A 20,624-nucleotide genomic window follows, 5' to 3' on the forward strand; every position below is an offset into this window, starting at 1 on the left:
ATGAGTATGAATTCTATCGGAGATTTGGCACAAAGCCTCACCCTGCGCGCTCGGAGCGTTCTGATCAAGAATGAGATCGAGACGTTAACGCAGGAAATGTCGACGGGTGAAACGTCGAATATCACGCAACGCCTGGCAGGGGATTACTCGCATCTGTCAGATATTGATCGCAACCTCAGTCGGATTGAGGGATTTTCTGTAACAACTGCGGAAACAGGTTTGTTGTTTACGACTGCGCAAAATCACCTTGAAATCCTGCATACCCGAACGGACGAATTGGCAAATGCGCTAACGGCTGTCGGCTCTTTCGGTCAGACAGTAAACCGTGAACAGGTTAGCAAACAGGCGCAGGGTGATCTGATCACAATGGTGGCATCTTTGAACGGGGCAGTCGGGGGGCGCAGTCTTTTTGCTGGCGTTGCAACAGATACAATTGCTTTGAACTCTGGCGATACATTATTGGCGGATCTGAAAACCGCTATCATAGGGCAAACGACTGCGGCCGATGTGTTGCAGGCGGCTGAAAGTTGGTTCAACGATCCAGCCGGCTTTAGATCAAGCATGTATCGGGGATCGGACCAAACGCTTGCTGCTTTTGAAATCGCCGAGGGGGAAGAGGTATCCTTAAAGCTCAAGGCGGATGATCCGGCGTTTCGGGATATGTTAAAATCTACAGCTCTGGCGTCTTTGGCGACTGACTCAGCGGTGGGTCTGAGTCCCCAGGAACAGGCAGAGTTGCTGAAACAACTTGGAGGTCAGCTGGCGACCAGTCGGGATGCTTTGGTGGGCGTGCGTGCGGATGTAGGGTTCTCTGAAGCTCGAGTCGAGCAGGTTGAAACCCGGAATGCAGCCAGTAAGACAAGCCTGGAATACGCCAGACGAGAACTGTTGGAAGCAGATCCGTTTGAAACCGCAACGCGCCTCAAGGCTGTCCAGTTTCAGCTCGAAAGCCTATATGTTGTTACGGTTCGCACATCTCAGCTGTCCCTTGTGAATTTCCTGAGATGAGTATTTTTCGCATATTGGCCCTGTGTCTGTTGCTGCCTACGGCGTTACAGGCGGGTACGATCCGTCTTAAGGATTTGGTGAACTTCGATGGTGTGCGCAGCAATGATCTTGTTGGGTATGGTCTTGTAGTCGGGCTGAATGGCACCGGTGATGGATTGCGAAATTCACCCTTTACCGAAGAAATCATGTCCAACATTCTTGAGCGTTTGGGTGTAAACATAACAGGCGAACAATTTCGACCTAAAAATGTGGCTGCGGTGTTTGTAACGGCCGAACTTCCACCCTTTTCCCGTGTCGGAGGGCAGATTGACGTCACCGTGTCTGCCATTGGGGACTCAAAGGGCTTGTTGGGTGGTACGTTGATCATGACACCTTTGAATGCCGCTGACGGTCAAATTTATGCAGTTGCGCAGGGAACTGTCCTTGCCGGGGGGGCCTCGGCCGAGGGCGAAGCAGGGTCAGTCACACGCGGGGTTCCTACGTCAGGGGTTATTCCATCCGGAGCGCGTGTGGAGCGTGAAATTGATTTTGACCTCGCCACGTTGACCCAGCTCAGGTTGGCTCTTCGAGAGCCGGATTTTACCACAGCGGGTCGCATAGAAAACGCCATCAATCGTGAATTCAATCGCCGGGTGGCAATCATGCGCGATTCAGGCACGATTGAGTTGGACGTTTCTGCCACGAATGTCGCGTCAACGGCGCATGCCATTGGCCGCATCGAAAATATAAGGGTAGAACCACAGCGTAAGGCGCGGGTTGTGGTGGATCAGCGATCAGGAACCATTGTTATGGGGGATGATGTGCGGATCTCCCGGGTCGCAGTCTCGCAAGGGAGTCTGACTTTACGTGTTGAAGAGACACCCTTGGCAGTGCAGCCCAATCCGTTCTCTGATGGTGAGACCGTTGTGGTTCCGCGAACCAATGTTGCGATCGAAGAAGGGGAGGGTATTAAATTGGCCGAAGTTCCAGAAAGCACGTCTTTGGCCGAAGTTGTTGCGGGCTTGAATGCGCTGGGCGTTTCGCCGAGAGATATGATTGATATCTTAAAAACTATAAAAGCCGCTGGTGCATTGCATGCAGAATTTGTTGTTCGATGAGGGTTCTACTTTGTAATTTGACACATTCAGAGAGTTTCGTCGGACACTGTTTGTTATACTATTCAGATGGGTTGGGTTTTTCGTGAAAGCCAACGTTAGCTGGCTGCCATGTGCTACTGGATACCAAAGGCATTCAGCACCAATCACTCGCAGTCGACAATGGTGCCCAACGGGAACCTGGTTCTCGACCGATCTATTGATTGGCCAAATCGGCAACGTGTTGGATAGTTTGGGTTGTCACGACTTCAGAATGCATCAGCGAATGCGCCTCTGAATCAAGCTTTCTGATAAACTGGGCTTGGAGACTATCTCTGTTGGAGCTGGCCGGTTTGGGTTCGGCGGTTTTTGTATCTCTTTGAGGGCCATATCAGGATCATCGTCCCCTCTTGTAAGATTACTTTGCAATTCGCTCGGCTAATGATGTCGCTGCTCATGATACATGCATGCTTCGATTCCATTATGGCTTGGAGTACCAATGCTGTTATCAGCCGAGAGTCCTGTGGAAAACCGCCCGGGAACCAATCGGCAATCTGGGCTTTGTAATTGCGTCTATCGAGGTCAACTCATCAAAATCATAGGGGCAGTAATCTGGATTGCTTCGTTGTCTCTTTTGGCTTCGTTAAATACCCCCAATGGCACTCATCGCTCAGAAAACTGGAGGTAACCAGTGCCCGCGTTCGCGTGAGGCGCGCGCGCACTGCGGGACCTAAGTATCTGACCGGGATCACCAATTTTATACATCATCAGCCTGTGCGGGTGCGCAAAGGCTGTGAATCCTCAAGTGCTAATGGATGTCAATATTGACATGTTTATCTCGCAGTAGATTACATGCGTTCAGACAAGGACGAATAACGCTTCGTTGATGTTGCTTTGACGGTTTGTCATCAGAGGTTTTCCAGCGTGGACATAGTCAGTGGAGGCAATGATCTGATCGAGCGGCTTGTCATCGGCGTAGCCCGCCAAGATGTGACCAAAGGGCACTTTCCTGCTGGCATAGTTGCCGCTCCAGAAATAGCCATGCACGATCCCAGCCAGCAGTTTGGCCTCACGGTCGGGATGGCCTGCTATGCCGTCTTCGCGAAACAGCCCCGGGTAAAGCGGGGTGTTTGAAACGGTCTTAACCACTTTATTTCTCAGCGCGCAAAGATAGGTCAGATAGGTTCTGATGTTCACGTCCAGCGGCATCGGCTGGTTATGGGCAGGAGCATGAGGGCCAACCCAGAATGAAGTTCTACTGGGCAGTGGGAACAGCCCGATCTCTCCGTTTGAATGCACGAAATCCGGGTCTACGATTCCGCCCTTTAGCCCCGCCTCGGCCATATAGACCACGGCGACATCAGTCAGAGTTAGCGGTTGCAACCTAGCGCCGACGAGATTGCTCATCTGTGCATTAGCCTGGGTGATCTCGTCGATGAAGCGGGTGCGATTGTCCTGAAAGAACTGGGTTTTGTTGCGCCGTCCAACCAGCCAGTCTGACGTTGGGTCCGCGCTGCTGTAACTGGGCACGGGCAAGGTTTCACGGAGGGAGTTGGGAGACAGCCCTGCCCGCGCCAGCATCTGGTGAAATGCTTCGTCAAACGAAAGTCGCTCTCCATTCCTAGCAGGCGTATTCGGCAGATCGGCAAGCGATAGGCGCAACGCGATGGGGCGATGATCCGAGGTCTCCTTGACGAACCGGCTGACCGTGCGATCAGTTTCGATGATGTAAAAATCATCCGCATTGGCTACGCGCGACATGGAGTCCGAGACAAAGATATTGTCGATCAGGCTTTTGTAAGGCGCCTTGAGATAAGTGAAAGCACCATTATTCTCGTCTACAGCGCCAAGCGCGGTGAAGCCGCCTTCTTCCAGTGCGTCGAAATCGCCGCTTTTCAATGAGGCGTTCACGTCGCCCAAAATAATCCAGTCGCTGTCCTTACCGTGAATCTGGATCATCTGATCGACCGCATAAGACAGAGCTTTTGACGCCATCTCGCGGCGTAGACTGCCTTCCTTTTTTGCCTTCAGGTGCAGCGGCACGAGGTAAAAATCAAAGTCCTTCTCTTCGCTCTTCAGGTTGATCCGGAAAAGACCGGGGTAGCGGTTGAAGATTTTTCCATGCACCGCTTCGAAAGGCAGATCATCGTCTTTGCTGTGAGAACGGAACAGAGCATCCAGGTCCTCTGGCCAGTCTTCGCGCGTGCATTCGACCACGTTAGGGCGCCAGATGATGACTGTCGACTGCTTGCCGGTGCTGGAACCGGGTTCGGAATAGGCGGCCTCGAACTCCTGCTTGAACGTGTCGCGCAGGACCTTGATCAAACCGTCAACAGCGGGGACGGAGACCTCGGACAGCGCCCAGATATCAAGGTTCAGGTCAGAAATGACGGTGGCGACTCGATGCAGCCGGTCTGCGTTATCATAGTCTCGGTTTAGCCATTCGATGTTCCAGGCACCAACGTCGATATCCTGCTCTCGGCCCTGATAGACAGTGACAACCTTTTCATAGGCCGGCGCCGTTGTTTCGCCGCTGTGGCGACCCAAGCTGCCAAACATTCCGGTCAGAGTGTCCGATCCGTCAAAAGCTTGCAGAACGGTCGCCGCATCACGTGCCTTTGTGTCACCCATGGCAATACGGCGTTCCAGATCGATGGCCATGGCCGCCAACTTGATTCCTTCGTTGGCATGGCCGGTGATATTGCCATCGTTCAGCCGTCCGGTAAGGTTTGGAAATTTCGCCCGGAGGCTTTGAATGGGCCACCAAGCGTGGTGTAAGCCTGCCAGTTGCCCATGCTTGTTGAACACAGGTGCCCCCGACGATCCCCCTTCGGTATCCGCTGCGTAAAGCAGAAAACTGGAATTTACCGACAGCAATTCGGTGTCGTCCACCGACGCTTTTTGCGGATGTCCGTTGGGGTGATGCAGGATAAAGGTCGGTTCGGTCTGGCGGATCAGAAACGATCCGCGCGTCATCTGGATCGTGCCGAACTGCTCGGCCGCCGCGCTTTCGATCCAGACAAATGTATAGTCGAAATCTTCGAATGAACTGGTGATGAAAAGCCGCTCGGGCGTCATTCTGAAGTGTACGGCGGAAGGGGAGGAATTGGGTGGCCCGCCCAGCAGATCCGCCTCCGAGGTGCGATAATCGAATTCGGCTACGGCTTTGGACGCAACCGTTTCGTCATTCAGAACGTGGTGGTTGGTCAGCAAGATATTCGGCGCCACCAGAAAGCCGGTGCCATGCCAGCCACCCGTTGCCATTTGCCCTCTGAAATCAACCTCGCCTGCCGGCACACTCACTCGGCACACTGCACGACTGTGCTTGGCTAGGAGGGAAATCAATCGGGCATCAATCATTTCCTTGCGGCCCACGGTCTTTTCCGCGCCGCCGCGCAGGCCGTTAGAAAACTGATCCAGCATCCGCCGCGGGTTGTCGACCTTGGCAACTGCGCCGAGATCGTTGAAGGGGTCCAGATTGTTCCAGTCTGCTTTAAAATCGATTTGGGGGGCACTGTTGGGCGATGAATTGGACATTGTCTTTTCCCTTTGCTTGCCCGGGTTCGGCTAGGCCGATCCCCAACGTTCAAATTTAGAAAATTCAGGTGTAGCGGGTATCGATATGGACGAAGTTACCGCCAGCATAATCTTTGATGAAGCCTGCGAACCGACTGGGATCGGACGCCTGCAACTGTTCGGCGACCTGACGCCAATGAGCGCGATCATGCGCGGTGCAGTACCAATCCAATGCGTTGAACCGCATGTGCTGGGATGCGCTGGCGCCGCCGATACAGGCGTTGTATGGAGGCGAACGGTAGGCAGAGGTGATAAAGACAGGCGCGTTTAGGCGGTCGCGGATCCTGTCCACCAGCAACGCCGTGTTCGCGATATTTCCCCACAACGATTGCGGGGGCAGGGTGTTCTTACCCGCACATTTGCCAGATTTATTCTGCCCTCCCAGAACCAGAAACTCGGACGGGCTGAAATAGCGCAAGCCCAGGCTGCGGATGAAGGCTTCGAAGTCGCTGTGGGAAAAGCTCGTGCTTTCCACTCTGCCAAACACGTCCGCCAATACCGTCACATTGGCCCCGACATCAAAGGAATGAGAGCCGAAAGCGCGTTCAATGGCAGGATCCCGTTCCGAGGTTTCGTGGCCTTCATCCGGACCGTCGATGACGTGGCCTTGACCTTTGGAAAAGCGGGCTTCGATTTCGGCCAGTGCGTGCAAGAACCCTAAATTGCCCTGAGCAACCGAATCCATACCCAGCAGATGACCATTGGATACGTCATGCGTTTCGAAACCACACTCGTCAGTGTCGTCTGAGGTATCTCGCCATTCGAACAAATGTTCAGCTGCAGCGGAAAAATCGCTTTCAACTTTGGCCAGTTCCACGGCATCTCCCAGCTCGATTTCGGCGGCACTAAAGTTTTCGGCCGGTGCTATTCCTGTCAGGTAGGCCTCGATCCCGTCTGCCAAGGCGATGGCAATCTTGCGCTTGTAAGACACCTTTGAAAGCCGCTCTTCTTCATCGGCTCGATCCAAAAAGCTGACTTCGTGCAGGACAGCTGCGGTTTGCTGGGCATGATGGTGCGGGTTTAGCACACCAAAGCCGCCGGACTTGGCACCCAATGGAAAACCCTTATTGCGGTCGCGCAAACCCAAGGCGGCCACCATTTCCGATTGCACCGCGCGGCATAGAGCTTTGGAAGGATGCGCACCATTTGGCAGAGATTTATGCACGAAGGTCTCAGTCCCTTGGGCGTTGTGATTGGTCGACCCGTTGAAATGGATCGAGACAAATGCCGCAGCCCCCACCGACCGAGCGACCGCAGCGCGCGCAGAAAGACCAAGATTGACATCGCTGCTGCGCGTCAGAAGGACGTTGTACCCCCGGTGCTCCAAAACTGTTTTTGTGCGCAGCGCCACATCGAGTGTCAGGTCTTTCTCCAAGGTGCCGTGAGGCCCGATGGCGTTGTTGGCACTGGAACCGCCAACCTTTGTGGTTCCACCGTGACCGGGATCCAGAACCACAGTTCCGGCCGCTTTGCTTCGCTCGGGATTAGCCTTGGCAGTCAAGTGCCCGGGCGTGGTTTCCAACCCGCCCAGCATGCGATCGCGGATCACTCTCTCGATGGCGGTGGCGGCGCGGGCGTAGCCAGCATTTTTGGGGTGCAACTCATCGAACCAAGAATTCAGTCCGCGATCGACCTCGCCCCGGAGATCGCAAAACACCATGTTGGAATGACGCGCTTCCAGCGTCACCATCTCGGCATTGAACATGTCGAGGATCACGTTCAGCACCCCGCGTCCGATGTCGAAAGGAATGCTGCGCGCTGTCAGTGCGGGTCCGATCCATTTACCGTCGTCCAACGGAAACGGCAGATCATAGCCGTGGGTGAATATGCATACGTCGGGAAAGGACGTGGCAACGTCGGTCAGGATTGTCTCGTAGTTCTCAGTCACTGTTCGCAGGATTGGACCAAAAGCTCCGTGATTAATCAGATCTGCAGGGCCGGCACCGTCTGTGTAGTCGACTAAAATGTCCTGAAGGTGGCCGAACATGTCATTGCCACCACCCGACACCAGCAACACCGCAGCGTCAGTGATCTGCAAAGCGCTCAGATATTCTTTTTCGTTGGCCATGTCGGACACCAAATCGCCCGCGCCCCCCACGGAAAAGACCGCGAAATCGTCCTTAGCCTGCAATTGATCACCAATATCCTCAAGCAGGACTGGGTATTGTGTCCAGCTGTCGCCGTCTTCGACGATGCGCAGCCCGTCAAAGCCGAACAACGTCTTGAGTCGATACTCTGCCCGGCGTTTCGCCCGTGCAATAGCGTTGGCTGAGTCCAGGGCCATGCTGCCGATGAAGCGGCCAAACTTGACTTCCGCGCCCCCCTCAGGCGCCTGTGCATAGGTGGTTTCAAACTCTGTCGTCATCTCGAGCGCGGGCGCATAAGGCAGCGCCGAGGCTTCGGCTTGGACGAACCCATCTTTGAGCATCGCGTCTAAACGCTCGATTGCGTCAGTCAGGCTATCCTGATCTACGGCGGTATCCGCCTGAGCAATGACCCTTGAAAGCTCTTCGTTGATCTTATTCATTTTTCGCCTCCTCGTAATGATCTGAAAGAGTTCGGTTGAAATCGATGAAACGCCGAACCAACAATTGACGAGGGGTGTAGACCGGGCCTGTGATTGCTGCGTGATTTATGTGTGACACGCTGGGTCACAGAAAAATCACAGCGCTGTTTTAGACCTCAGAGCCAATGGGGCGTGACTGGTAGGAAAAATAAGCGGAGGGTATCAGCAGCATGGATTCAACCAGAACTAAACCCACGTATTCGAAGGCGGCAGCCACAGAAGCCAACCAGTTAATTGCGCATTGGAGCCGCCATGATTGGCGTGAGGTTCTGACGGCTCCCAATTTGTGCGTCATCCAAGCTCTTACTTTGGACGGTGCAACGGCGAGCGGTGCGGGCGAGACTCGCGAAGATGCCCTGGCATGTTGCTTGGGTGAAACCGCCGAGATTGTGGCCCTTGCTACATTGCGTAATGCGGGTCAGGCCGCGATTGCCGGGGCATATTCGGGCGTTGCTGCGCACTCGACAAACCAAAAAGCACTGCGGCTGGCCATATTCGAAGCTCATGAACGCACAGCCGTATGGGCGTGGTGGTTGGGGCAATTGGCTGCCCAAAAGGTGACTGCGGATTGGTTGCACAAGCAGGGAATAACCCAATGGCTGAAACGGGCGCGCCGGGGGAGCATGTTGCGTCGGCACACAGATGTCTGGTTGCTTGACTACCCCGGCCCGGTAACGGTCGCGGTGGGTCGATCGCAAGGGACCGTTGCACAGGACCCGATCTTGGGTTTTGGCGCTGATTCAGAACCGGCACAGGCCGTGCGCAAAGCGCTGCGCGAAACGCTGCTGATGGAGATTAACCTAGGCGAAGTGCTTGCTTCGCGTAGTGGGTACAGTGTGCAAGAAACGCGTTTGATCGAAGAAAAGATCGCCAACTACGCCGAGCGATGCCCAACCTTGCTTGGAGAGGATAGTCTGATCGAGCCTCGGGATTCACAGACCGCAGTCGATCAGGTCACTGAAGAGGGGCTCATGTTGCAAGACATAACGCCAGCCGGTCAGCTGCGCCGCGTTTGGAGATGTCATTTGCCCAACAGCCAGAACTACGGATCAGGGGGCGAAAACTCGCCGTTCATGTAACTTTGGGGGGGACAACGAATGAAAATTACTGCAACCGCCGACGAGACTATTGCTGCCTTTGAGGGCGAAGTTGGCCACCGCAAGGATCAGAGCTGGGTCAGTGGTACCGGGTGTCCAATTGCAGGTGCGATTTGTCACGATGCATCACCTTCAAGGCAGCCAAAAATCGACTTTGCCGCACATAGTTGGAGGGAGGCCTGCATCGTCGACAAAAAATGTATTCCTGCGGGTTACACCTATCTGGGCCAGTTGATTGGTCACGACATGGGCCACGCCGTTCCGATCAATCAGGTGCCCTATGCAATTCGGTCCGGCGACCCGGTCAGCAGCCCACCGAGACGCCATAACGCCATTGAGAACCCGTTGACGCTGGAAACGCTTTATGGAGCAGGTCCTCGCGTCTTGCCCCACCTTTTTGATCAAGAGACGCTGCTATTTCGAATTGGCCGAAAGAGTATAATCACTCTGGCCCATAGGGGCGACGATCCCAGCGTTCGCGCCATAGCCGACGCCCGCAATCGGGACGTGCATATCTTGCACCGAATAACTGCGATCATGATGCGATATCATAATCGCATTGCCGAGCGATTTTTTGCAGCGCTTCCCGCGAACCTCGCGGATCGCCGGATGTTGGCATTCTGTATGGCCCGCAACCATGTCCTACACAGCTGGCATGTCATTATACGCAAGGATTTTCTACCGCAGGTTCTGGATGCTCAGATTGCAGCACTGTCGATGGATGGGCTTAGGCAATACCCCGTCATAGACGCGGTCACCATGCAGCATGGCCTGATGCGCGCGTTTCATGCAATGCCGCGCAAGAGTTATAAATTCCCTGAACAGCGGGATCTTGGCGCGTTGGTGCTGCGTTCGCCACAGGACAATGAACACAAGCTCAGTCGTTGGCCATTGGATTGGGCATTGTTTTTCACCCCTGACGAGGGTGGTACAAAGACGGGCATTTCGGCCAGTTTCTCGCCAGCCTTTCGACCCCGAGGCGGGGTGACGATCGACCAGCTTGATGCGCGTACGGCCCGAGACCTTGGGCCTCAAGGATTGGATGGTCCTGATATCAAGGCGGTTTTGGCACAAATGCCGTCCGAATGGTCTAGCCGTCTGGAACCCGGTTCATTGGCTCAGGAATTCACCAGCCAAGTGGCTGCACCTATGGGGCTTGAATTGACGGAAGCCGAAGTACAACGCTGTCATATCCATTTGATCTTGATGATCGAGGCCCAACTTTACGGCAAAAATGGGCGTTTTGGTCCGCTGGGCAGTTTGCTTTTGTACCGCAAGATTGAAGACGCGATTGCCAATGTGCGGATGGTCGACCCCAGTGCTGTCGCGCCGGATCTGCCCCGGCCCAACCGCTTTATCCAGATAATTAATGAAGTGAATTCCTGAGGAGGAGGGACAAGATGGACAAGTACATTATCGTTGGTCGAAAGGTCGATGGCGGCGGGACGAAATTTCTGCATCACGATGGATCCGTCACCACCGACCCTGCCAAGGCCGGCGCAGCTGGCCGAGCGCTGGATGTCGAATTCATTGGGAAAACTGTAGTTGAACTATCGCGCGGAGGGCCGCTTGATGAAAATAGTCCCGAATATCAAAAGGCAGCCGAAGTTTTGCGTCAGGCCATGGCGGTTCTGCCGATGGACCCTACGCATGACTTGAATGACCCTGAAATTGAGCGGATCCATGACAACATTCAGGTCAAACTGGTTTGGGATCAACGCGTTAAAAACACTGATGAAGACGACGCAAACACTCGAACCCTGGTGGTCCCTGTACAGGACACACTGGCCGAGCGAGAGGATTACTTTAGCACGCAGATTAATCAGCCGGGCTTTGAACCACCTCTGACCTACACGCTTGATCAATTGATGATAAAGCACTTTTTTGACGGAATCCTAGACGAAGCTATGAATGAAGCACAAACGACGGGTACAGACCTGCCTGACGCTACCAAACAAGCGATCAAAACACGGGTCAACGCTCTGTGGAGCCAGAAGACGAGCATCTTCCAAGACCTCGGTTCCGAAGATGAAGAGGAGGACCCAACCCGCAAATCCATGGCGCGCATCCTTACGTCGCCCGTGTCAGCTTTCCACCGCGCTGTGGGTATCTACATCACCAATATGTGCGACTAGGGTGCCCGTTCTTAAAGGCTGCGCCGCAACATCATAGAGAGTACGGCGCAGGTCCTCTCGAACCGTCTCGCTGCGCAACGGGAAACATGCGACGTACCAGTCAATCACATCGTGCAGCCCTGGCTCTTTGGGTCCATGCCAAAGGGCGCTGATTTCCTGATGGTATTGCTCTAGCCGCTGGCGCGCTATTTGTGATTGACCTAGCTTTGCCAGAGCGGCGCTGTGCCAGCCGCCGGTTGTAGACATCAGACCGTCCCCGCCCACGCAGTGTTTTGCAGCCGCAGCGAAGTCCCCTAGTAGGTAGCTGGCCGCCGCGAGATAGATATCATGAAATGGTTGTAAGGTCTCCGGCAGCCGCTCTAGCTCTGATAACATAGACCGCGCCCGGGGTGCGTTGTCGCAAAACACAAAACCCAGCACACTTGACGCGAGGGTCTGGGTGTTCTGTGCGTTAAGCTGTAGAGATTGCTCGAAATGGAACTCGGCTAAGTCGAACTCGCCTTTGTGGCAATAGCACCAGGCGAGCACCCGATGCGCGCGCGTGTCCATCGCGTCCGCAGCGACCGCATCCAGCGCATGCGTTAGTGCCTTGTCTCGCAGTTTAGGGTCCTGCTGGGTGCCGGGGCGCAGTATGTGCCGAATGTTGTAGATCCCTGCCAGCTCGGCATGAGCAGGACCGAAATCCGGCGCTTCTTGTGTGATGCAACGCAACAAAGCCACAGCGCGGGCTTCGTCTTCGTGTGTCCAAGTGCCTTTTAGCGCAAGCGATTGCAGCCAGCGATCATAGAGCTCTGCCCGGTCATCTTTGCCCTGCCGATCCGCGACTACAACCCGTAGCGCGTTGCCGATGTTCAACAATATAACACGAACCTTGCCGACCCAGTCGTTGTGCGGATCCTCTATCATCTCGGACCAGATCAGCTCCCGGTTCTGCGGATGTACGATCTCAACCAGAAATCTGCATTGCTCGTCCAACCGAAACAGCCGCGGTCGAATCAAAAGAAAATCACTGTCTTTGGGTTGTGACGCAATGACTTGCCACTCGCGAAAGCGCCCCAAACGGCCTCGCAGGTCTGTCGCCAGAACCGTTTGAAAGCTGCTGTCTCGATTGTCCAGCAATCCCGGTTCGGGATCTTCGACCACTAAGGTAACGCGGTTTGAACGCGGTCGCTTGGTGCGGGTTTTGCCCGTGCCACCATCTGGGTTCAACTTGATTGCAGCCAATAGTTCGATCGTCGCACTTTCCGGATCTTGGTCGAACATCTCATCAAGAGCTTGGTACAAAAGATTGTACAGCTCTATCGCCTTGTGTGCAGCGCCGCTGTTCCAGTAGTGCAACATTAAGTGGCGGGTTGCCGCCTCGTGGCAAGAGTCTAGATACAGTAGGAATGTTGCGGCGTCTCGCGCTAGCGTTTCGTCTGGACAATTGATCAGCGTCTCGAGTGCGGTGCTGATTCCGGACAGGGCGTGGTTCTTGGAAATCGCTAACCAGCTGTCGAAATTGGAGGAAATTCCTAACAGTTGCTCGAAAATATCCAGCAAATCCAGTGAAGTTCGACGAGCAGCTTGGAAGGTGTCAGGGGTTGAAAAAGCCTGCGCCAGATCTCTGAATAGCGCCCATTCTCGAGGATACTCCAAAAAAAGGAGTCCATTGTTGGCCCGCAACGGAAAACTCAACAGACCGTCAGAGGTAGTGCGCAAGTGTCTTATTGTTTGACGCAGGGATGCTCTTGCTTTGTCCGTTTCAGATGCCTGCCACAAAAGGTCTATGACAAGCTCGCTGCGCCTTTCCCGGCCCGGTTCTATGGCAAGGTAGAGAGCTAACGCTCTGGCCTTCTTGAGTTTTAGCGCAGACAGGAACTCAACAAATTTATCAGGCGCAACAAACATAAAATCACTATGTCACTAGAAATTCGAGCATGCAATGTACACGAATTTAGTCTCTGACCTCATAGCCAGACTATGACGGTCGCGATGTTTGTCATTTGTAAAGCCCTGCCGTGTGACTTTAGTGCGGTGAAGAAAGGCGTTGCTTTCACAATGACACAGGCTCCACGGAACCCATCGCCACTATAGCCACGATCTATTGCCCGGCTAGGCTATGTATCAGATGAACCAAAAAGGTGCCAAGCAGCCAGTCGGCTTGTGGTAGGCTACTCCTAAGAGTTCTTGCCGAGTATTTTCCTTCATTCGATTAGCGTTTTCGAAGAACCGATTGAGCCCCCCAACCGTTTCTGACGATCAGACAGCGCGGTATTTGGGTCAGATTGTCCGTTGTCAGGTTTTTTAGAACCAATGGGGGCCGGAACTGAGAGAGAGTTCGGCTCACTTGGTTGATTTTTTTATGCGGTGAGTTGGGGCGCCGCATCTAGTCAATTTTCGCGCGTTTCTTGGTAACCTAGTCAAACTTTTGATCCATGAAAAATTGAGATGTCGAGGAATCGATCTCACTGAAACTCAGCGGAAACATGTTATTGAAGAGAACGTCATTGGCAATGGGGCTAGACGGTTGTCATTTCTGTTGTTTATTTCAAGCTTCAAGCCAACGCTTTTTCTGCACATCAATCATGTTCTTTCGTTTGATCTGAAGGCCTTGAATTCTGATGTCCCAACGGATGACTGTAAAATCTATGAGTTACGCCTAGCCTGAATCATACAAATGGGTTGCGGTGAATACTTGCAAGTAAATGGCGTTCAAATTCGGAAAAGCTCGGAAAACCGATGAGTAACGGCGAGCTAAACGGAGTTTCGCGCCACTAAGTGACCCCAAAACAGGAAATTGCCCCCGAAACAGTTTGTTTACTATGGTTAACCACATAGAGTGAGCTACCTTTTTTATGATTAGGTGGGGGTTTTTCAATGCTGGCGTTGGCAGCTATCTTTACGGTTTTCACCGTTGCGCTTTGGTACGACGATAGTGATACAACAACTCTTTCTGAAGATGATGAATTGGATGCTGAGGCTGGAGCAGATCCCGAAGATCGAGCGACGTTCCTCGGAGAAGACACCGGCGAAGATATAGTTGGAACGTCTGAGGCTGATTTTATAGACGGTCGTGGAGGAAACGATCTGCTTGAAGCGGGCAGTGGCGACGATTCCGTCCTTGGCGGGAGTGGTAACGATCTCATATCAGCGGGTGCCGGCACAGACACATTGCAAGGGGAAGAGGGTGATGACATCCTTTCAGCCCTTGATGGTCCAGAGGGTCTAGGTACTGCCGATGAACTCTTCGGTGGTGATGGGAATGATCAGTTATTGGGTGATGACGGCGATCAAATGACCGGCGGTCAGGGAATTGACGTGTTTGACGTAGCTGTTGGTCTTGACGATAGCGAGCCGGTTGTAATCAAAGACTTTATTTTCTTTCCGGGCGAAGAAGGCGAAGGCATTGAACGGATCAATTTTGTTAATCCGGAAGGCCAGTTAGTACCGCGCAATGAGTTGCTTGGATCTGCATTGAGTATTCAAGATGATCCAGATGGAAACGGCGCTCAGTTGATCTTCGAAGGTCAGGTCGTTGCGTTGGTAGAGGATCACACCGCTGAAGAATTGAACCATCAATCAAATTGGATCGGGAACTTCACGCCTCACGAAACCAGTTACCTGGAAGATAACGATTTCCTGGCAGGTCAAGAATCCCCAGAAGGGTCAGACGATGACTTCTTCGGTGGTCCAGGTGATGATGTCCTTTACGGTAACAACGGTCAGGACTATCTGCGAGGAGATGAGGGCGACGACTATATTTCTGCTATCGATGGTCCAAGCTCTGCAGGCACTCCGGATGTTTTGATTGGCGGAGAAGGAAATGACACGTTAACCGGTGATGATGGCGATTTCTTCTTTGGCGCAGAGGGCTTAGATCTATTCGAAGTTGCGATCCCTGATGCGGAGTCAGATCTGCCAGTTATTCTGTTGGATATTGGACAAAACAATACCGCCGAAGATACCGAACTGCTCCAGATTGTGGATGGCGATGGCTCGCCTCTTGGTCCTGAGGACATTGAAGAAAATCTGACGATTTCCGTTGATGAAGAGTCTGGCGATTCAATTTTGGCATATAGAGATCAGCAGTTTGCGATTATTCGTGGTGTAGACGTTAGCCTTTGGGGTGATCAAACCAGCTGGATCGCAAATTTTTCTACCGATCTTGGCGAAGGCGATCCCGCACCAGCGCCACCCTCGCCGCCTCCTGTGCAATCGGGAAATATTGTCACGATGGATCTTGAGAGCCACGCCTCGACCGGAAATGTTGTTACTCAAAGTCTTTTTGGGGCGAACACAGTGTTTAATATTAACACTGAATCTGGGACTCCGTTGGCGAATTATACAAGCTCTGTTGATACCTTAGGCGTTGAGCACTTGCGGTTTCCTGCCGGGCAGGGCGACGATTTAGCAAGAAAAGAAGACGGCGCAGAATGGCTGAACGTCGTCAAATTAGAGAACAATGCCAATGGTGAGCTAGATCTGCGTCCAGAAGTTCGCAATATGCTCGATTGGGTCAACGAACAAAACGCGGCAGGAAACCAAACAAAAGTTACCCTGGTCATCCCGACCAAGCATCTGAGTGCAGAAGAGTACGTTGGCTTTGGGCCTGATATTGAGGACTTCGTTGATCGTGTCGTGACAGAATACCCGGATGCTATTGAGGCCTTCGAAATCGGCAACGAATATTGGCGGATGGGTGAAACTTCTTACTCCGCAAAGGCTAACATTGCCGCTGTTTCTATCGAAAATGGTTTGGAGTCCGCGGGTATTTCTGAAGCCGACCAGCCCAGTATTATCGTACAGATGGGCTCACCCTTTTCCGGATCGGAATACCATTCTTCGGTCGATGATCGCGGATTTATCGCACGCAATGCGGATTCCAATCAGGCCATTATTGATGGTTTAGGGAGTGAAGCACGCAGCGCAATCGATGGAGTTGTTGAACACTATTACTACGACAGCAGAGGCGTGACATTCTCAGATAGATCGGCGGAAAAGGACTTTATCCCTCAGGACTTTAACGTGTGGGAGGATAATTTTGACAAAGAGCTGGATCTGCATTTGACGGAATGGAACGTGCGGATCAACAATCTTTCTCAGAACGGAATGGTGTCTGCGTCAGTCTTGAATGAGCAAGTCGAAAATATGCTTGAGATGGGTGTTGATGTGGCGCACATCTGGGCCGTGCAGCACAATACTGCAACCGATCTTGTCGGCCCGCCGCGCGAACAACCCATGCTAGACGATGCGGGTCGCGTGACAAATAGTATTCGTGGAGCAACCTTCGACCTCATGTCTTCGAGTCTCGTGGGAACAGAACTGATTGAGACAACATTTTCAAATGATGATGGTGGTGTTGAGATCAACGCCTTTCAATCAGAAACAAAAACAGTGGTTTATATTGCGTCTCGGTCATTGGATTCCACTCTTTTGGATTTGGATTTATCGTCGCTTGTTCCGGAAATTGAATCTGCAAGCGGTGTGAAAATCGGTATTGATCAAGGACCGCGAAGCTCAGATGGTGTTCATTATGAAGCAGGTGTCGGCCGGGTAGAAGCTGATCATGTGATGATTGACGGGGACCGGTATTATTACAATGAACACGACGTTCGTGCGTCATTGACGGACTATACCTATGAAAGTGCTGACTTATCTGTTGAATTGTTGCCTTTTGAAGTTGTCGAGGTAACCTTTGTTCATTCCGCTCCCATTCTTGCTCCACCTGTTTTTAGCCCTCCACCCCCAGAAGAAACAACGCAACCAATTCGCGGAGACGCAGGGGATAACACTCTGCGGGGTACTTCGCGGGATGATCGTATCGCCGGCAAAGCAGGGAATGACAAAGTCTTTGGGCGTCCAGGTGATGATGAAATCTGGGGCGATGAAGGGGCAGACACTCTTGAGGGGTGGGGGGGCGACGATACTCAGCGAGGCGGCTCTGGCAACGACCGGTTGGACGGTAATCAGGGTGATGATGTCTTAAATGGGAACCAAGGGAATGACACACTACGAGGAGGCAGTGGGGATGACGACTTGATGGGCGGCATTGGCAACGATGTCCTGCGCGGTGGAGAGGGCGCAGATTCCCTTAGAGGTTGGGCTGGCTATGATACTTTCTTATACGACAGAGGCGAAATTTCACCGGGCGAAACAATTTCAGATTTCTGTATCGGACAAGATATCATACAGCTCAATATTCCTGGTGTTTCGTCGATAAGCGATTTGAATTTTTCCAGAAACCAATCGGCTGGGGCGGTTGATATTCGGATTCAAGGTCAAGGGACAATTCGCCTGACCGGAGCGTTTTCGGTGCAGGAAATCAGCCAAGCCGGTAACTTTAGGTTCGTTTGATCCGTTCGGCACTTAAACCTAAAGGGTTGGGGTAATACTTGTAGCTTAGAGTTGGGTACATGAGTGCAGCGATCATAGCTGCTTGATGTTTTCTCGTGTCAGGCGCCGTCGGGTGTGTTGGCTTTTGAGTATTTACAAGAAGATCTGGGGGGACGGCCACAGATGCAAAGCCGCCTATTGTCCCGGCTGTGTTGCACATATCATCTAAAGGATGTCTTTTCGCTGGCTCCAGATGAATTCAGCCGATTTGCTCAGTGACAGGTATGCCTAGTTCTGTTTGGCAGATGAGGACGTGACGCGGGTTTGAGTCTTATCAAGCGGCCTTTCGAAGCCCCTCATATTCAGCGAATGACCTAATAGTGTCCGGCAACTTATCTTTGTTTCGACGGGCCTTCTGTATTTACGAGTCGCATGCTTATCTTAGCTGATGTGCTTGAATACGGGGTTTCTCGTCATTTCATTGTGGATCCCAAAGGGCCAACAATTTGAAAATCCACCTGAATTCTAGGTACTAAGGGAAACGACTGGTGCCCAGGAGAGGACTCGAACCTCCACGTCCATACAGACACTAGCACCTGAAGCTAGCGCGTCTACCATTCCGCCACCTGGGCAGGTGTCGTAGGGGCCGTTTAAGCATGTGGCTGGGGAGGGTCAACCAGAATTTGAAGATTTTTGGATATTTTTTCTACACCCCTCTGATTGTCCGTCACATCCGGTTTCTTTCGGTGTTGGAGCCCTTTCCATATCAGGGCAATCGCGGCGTTATTGCGCCTTGTTTGAAAGGCTTTACAGCGGTACATCGGGATAACAAATTGTTTGCAGGAGCCACAGAATGTCCAAACTGGTCACGATTTATGGCGGGTCAGGCTTTGTCGGTCGCTATATCGCACGCCGCATGGCGAGCGAAGGATGGCGGGTCCGTGTAGCCGTGCGTCGGCCAAATGAAGCCATGCATGTCAAGCCTTATGGTGTGGTTGGGCAGGTGGAGCCTGTGCTGTGCAACGTTCGGGATGACGCTTCGGTGGCGGCTGCTCTCAAGGGTGCAGATGCTGTGGTGAATTGCGTTGGCATTCTGAACGAGCGTGGGAAAAATGGATTTGATTCCGTTCAGGTAGATGGCGCGGAACGTATCGCGCGCGCGGCTGCCAAGGCAGGCGTTTTGCGCATGGTTCATTTGTCGGCGATTGGCGCAGATGCGGAATCAGACAGTGACTATTTGCGGTCCAAGGCTGAGGGCGAAGCGGCGGTTCTGAAGCACATGCCGCAAGCCATGATCTTGCGTCCGTCGGTGATTTTTGGTCCCGAAGATCAGTTCTTTAACCGGTTTGCCGGGATGACCCGGTTGGGCCCTATTCTGGCGGCACCGGGGGCTGAGACCAGGTTCCAGCCGGTGTTTGTTGATGATGTTGCGCAGGCTGCTGCGAAGGGTGTGATGGGCGAGGCTGAGCCGGATGTCTATGAGTTGGGCGGACCTGATGTGGCGAGCTTGCGGTCGCTGTTGCAGATGATGCTGACGATCATTCACCGTCGTCGGATTATTCTCGGTATGCCGGGATTTGCAGCGCGTCTTATGGCGTCTGTTTTTGATTTTGCAAAGTTCGCCAGCTTTGGGTTGTTTCCGAATAATCTGCTGACCCGGGATCAGGTCAAATGCCTGCAGATCGACAATGTGGTGTCAGATGGGGCCAAGGGATTTGACGCTTTAGGGATTGAACCCGTTACGATGGCATCAGTTCTGCCAGAGTATCTGTGGAAATTCCGCCCTTCTGGTCAGTATGACGAGATCAAAGACTCGGCGAAGAATCTGCGCGCCTAAAGGCACCTTTGGGCCGTTTTAAGTGTAAGCGTAGACAAGCAAAACAACACCAAGGATCACCCTGTAAATCACATATGGGGTGAAACTGACACTGCGCAGCAGACGCATCATCAGCGTCAGTGCGATAAGGGCAGAGACAAAGGCAAAGACGGCGGCAATTGCGCCGTCTCTTGCAATGTCTGCATTGGCGTCGATAGCCACTTTTGTTCCCAGCAGGACACCGGAGGCGATGATGGTCGGAATCGACATCAGCATCGCGATTTTGGCCCCATCTTCGCGATTGTAGCCCAGACGCCGTGCGCCTGTGATCGTGATGCCGGACCGTGATGTGCCCGGTATCAAAGCGATGGCCTGCCACAGGCCCATCTTGAGCGCGTCCTTAGGTCCCCAGTCTGAGCTGTCTTTTGTGGTCGCGCCGGATTGATCGGCCCAATAAAGAACGAGGCCGAAAATCAACATGGTCCAGCCAATCACAGCGACAGAGCGTATCATGTCACTGAGGCCGGTGAAGTGCAGGATAGCCCCGGCGATGACCGTGGGAACCGTTGCGATGATCAGGCCAAACGCCAACTGTGACCCGGGGGTGTCTGTTCGACCTGTCAAGGCGCGCGGTAGCCCTGCGAGGCCGACTCGGACATCGCGCCAGAAGTAGAGGACCACCGCGCCAAGGGTTCCGATATGCACAGCGACGTCAATGATCTGACCTTGATCCTGCAGCCCGGTCAGCGCGGGCAATAGAATCAGGTGGCCAGAGGAAGAGACTGGCAGAAATTCGGTAATACCTTGTATCAAGGCCACAAGGATCAATTGGAACAGGGGCATTCATCGGGCCTCAGATCAAATTTGGACGATGATCTCTGGGTATAAGTCATTGTCACAAAAAGAAAGCTATGATTTAGGTCCGGTTCGATGCTTAAAATTCTTGCAAAAGCACCAAGTGTCTCGTAGTGAGAGCCTTAGAACTCAATAAAAGGTCAGTATGACTGACTTTTAATCCGAAACAGCGTCTAGTACACA

11 protein-coding genes and 1 tRNA gene are annotated in these 20,624 nt (G+C 53.0%); 7 read left to right on the forward strand and 5 right to left on the reverse strand.

Going from position 1 to position 20,624, the window contains the following annotated elements:
• A complete protein-coding gene (locus tag ABWV33_RS15530) occupies positions 1-1,008 on the forward strand; it encodes a flagellin (RefSeq protein WP_353332062.1) in 1,008 nt (335 codons plus the stop codon).
• Positions 1,005-2,105: a flagellar basal body P-ring protein FlgI gene (locus tag ABWV33_RS15535; RefSeq protein WP_113823538.1), complete on the forward strand. Its 1,101-nt coding sequence runs from the start codon at positions 1,005-1,007 to the stop codon at positions 2,103-2,105. The genes ABWV33_RS15530 and ABWV33_RS15535 overlap by 4 nt, the downstream gene beginning before the upstream one ends.
• 834 nt (positions 2,106-2,939) lie before the next feature.
• Here the strand turns inward: ABWV33_RS15535 and ABWV33_RS15540 are convergent.
• Both ABWV33_RS15540 and ABWV33_RS15545 read right to left on the reverse strand, forming a co-directional pair.
• A complete protein-coding gene (locus ABWV33_RS15540; protein ID WP_353332064.1) occupies positions 2,940-5,618 on the reverse strand; it encodes a trypsin-like peptidase domain-containing protein in 2,679 nt (892 codons plus the stop codon).
• Between the two features lie 64 nt (positions 5,619-5,682).
• Complete coding sequence (locus ABWV33_RS15545; RefSeq protein ID WP_353332066.1) at positions 5,683-8,184, reverse strand: N-acetylmuramoyl-L-alanine amidase; 2,502 nt, start codon at positions 8,182-8,184, stop codon at positions 5,683-5,685.
• Between the two features lie 209 nt (positions 8,185-8,393).
• Here ABWV33_RS15545 and ABWV33_RS15550 point away from each other — a divergent pair, with 209 nt between their 5' ends.
• Genes ABWV33_RS15550 through ABWV33_RS15560 form a run of 3 tightly spaced genes read left to right on the forward strand, consistent with a single transcriptional unit; the run spans position 8,394 to position 11,455 of the window.
• Positions 8,394-9,302, forward strand: coding sequence for a YcaO-like family protein (locus ABWV33_RS15550; protein ID WP_353332068.1), 909 nt, complete (start codon positions 8,394-8,396; stop codon positions 9,300-9,302).
• 18 nt (positions 9,303-9,320) lie between these two features.
• Entirely contained in the window at positions 9,321-10,706 is a 1,386-nt protein-coding gene (locus ABWV33_RS15555) for a peroxidase family protein (protein WP_353332070.1), read from the forward strand.
• A gap of 14 nt (positions 10,707-10,720) precedes the next feature.
• Positions 10,721-11,455: a hypothetical protein gene (locus ABWV33_RS15560; RefSeq protein WP_164622608.1), complete on the forward strand. Its 735-nt coding sequence runs from the start codon at positions 10,721-10,723 to the stop codon at positions 11,453-11,455.
• Here ABWV33_RS15560 and ABWV33_RS15565 read toward each other — a convergent pair.
• Complete coding sequence (locus ABWV33_RS15565) at positions 11,405-13,093, reverse strand: bacterial transcriptional activator domain-containing protein (protein WP_353332072.1); 1,689 nt, start codon at positions 13,091-13,093, stop codon at positions 11,405-11,407. The genes ABWV33_RS15560 and ABWV33_RS15565 overlap by 51 nt on opposite strands.
• A 1,221-nt stretch (positions 13,094-14,314) precedes the next feature.
• Between ABWV33_RS15565 and ABWV33_RS15570 the strand changes: the two genes are divergently transcribed.
• Positions 14,315-17,791 (forward strand): calcium-binding protein, encoded by a 3,477-nt coding sequence (locus ABWV33_RS15570; protein WP_353332074.1) that lies wholly within the window; start codon positions 14,315-14,317, stop codon positions 17,789-17,791.
• A gap of 525 nt (positions 17,792-18,316) precedes the next feature.
• On the opposite strand, the gene ABWV33_RS15575 is transcribed toward ABWV33_RS15570, so the two are convergent.
• Positions 18,317-18,402: transfer RNA gene (locus ABWV33_RS15575), tRNA-Leu, on the reverse strand.
• Between the two features lie 221 nt (positions 18,403-18,623).
• Between ABWV33_RS15575 and ABWV33_RS15580 the strand changes: the two genes are divergently transcribed.
• Positions 18,624-19,607 (forward strand): complex I NDUFA9 subunit family protein, encoded by a 984-nt coding sequence (locus tag ABWV33_RS15580; RefSeq protein WP_353332076.1) that lies wholly within the window; start codon positions 18,624-18,626, stop codon positions 19,605-19,607.
• Positions 19,608-19,625: 18 nt separating this feature from the next.
• On the opposite strand, the gene ABWV33_RS15585 is transcribed toward ABWV33_RS15580, so the two are convergent.
• Complete coding sequence (locus tag ABWV33_RS15585) at positions 19,626-20,429, reverse strand: undecaprenyl-diphosphate phosphatase (RefSeq protein WP_121996277.1); 804 nt, start codon at positions 20,427-20,429, stop codon at positions 19,626-19,628.
• Positions 20,430-20,624: the final 195 nt, after the last annotated feature.

Source organism: Phaeobacter sp. NW0010-22, from assembly GCF_040365955.1.
Taxonomy (GTDB): Bacteria; Pseudomonadota; Alphaproteobacteria; order Rhodobacterales; family Rhodobacteraceae; genus OMPR01.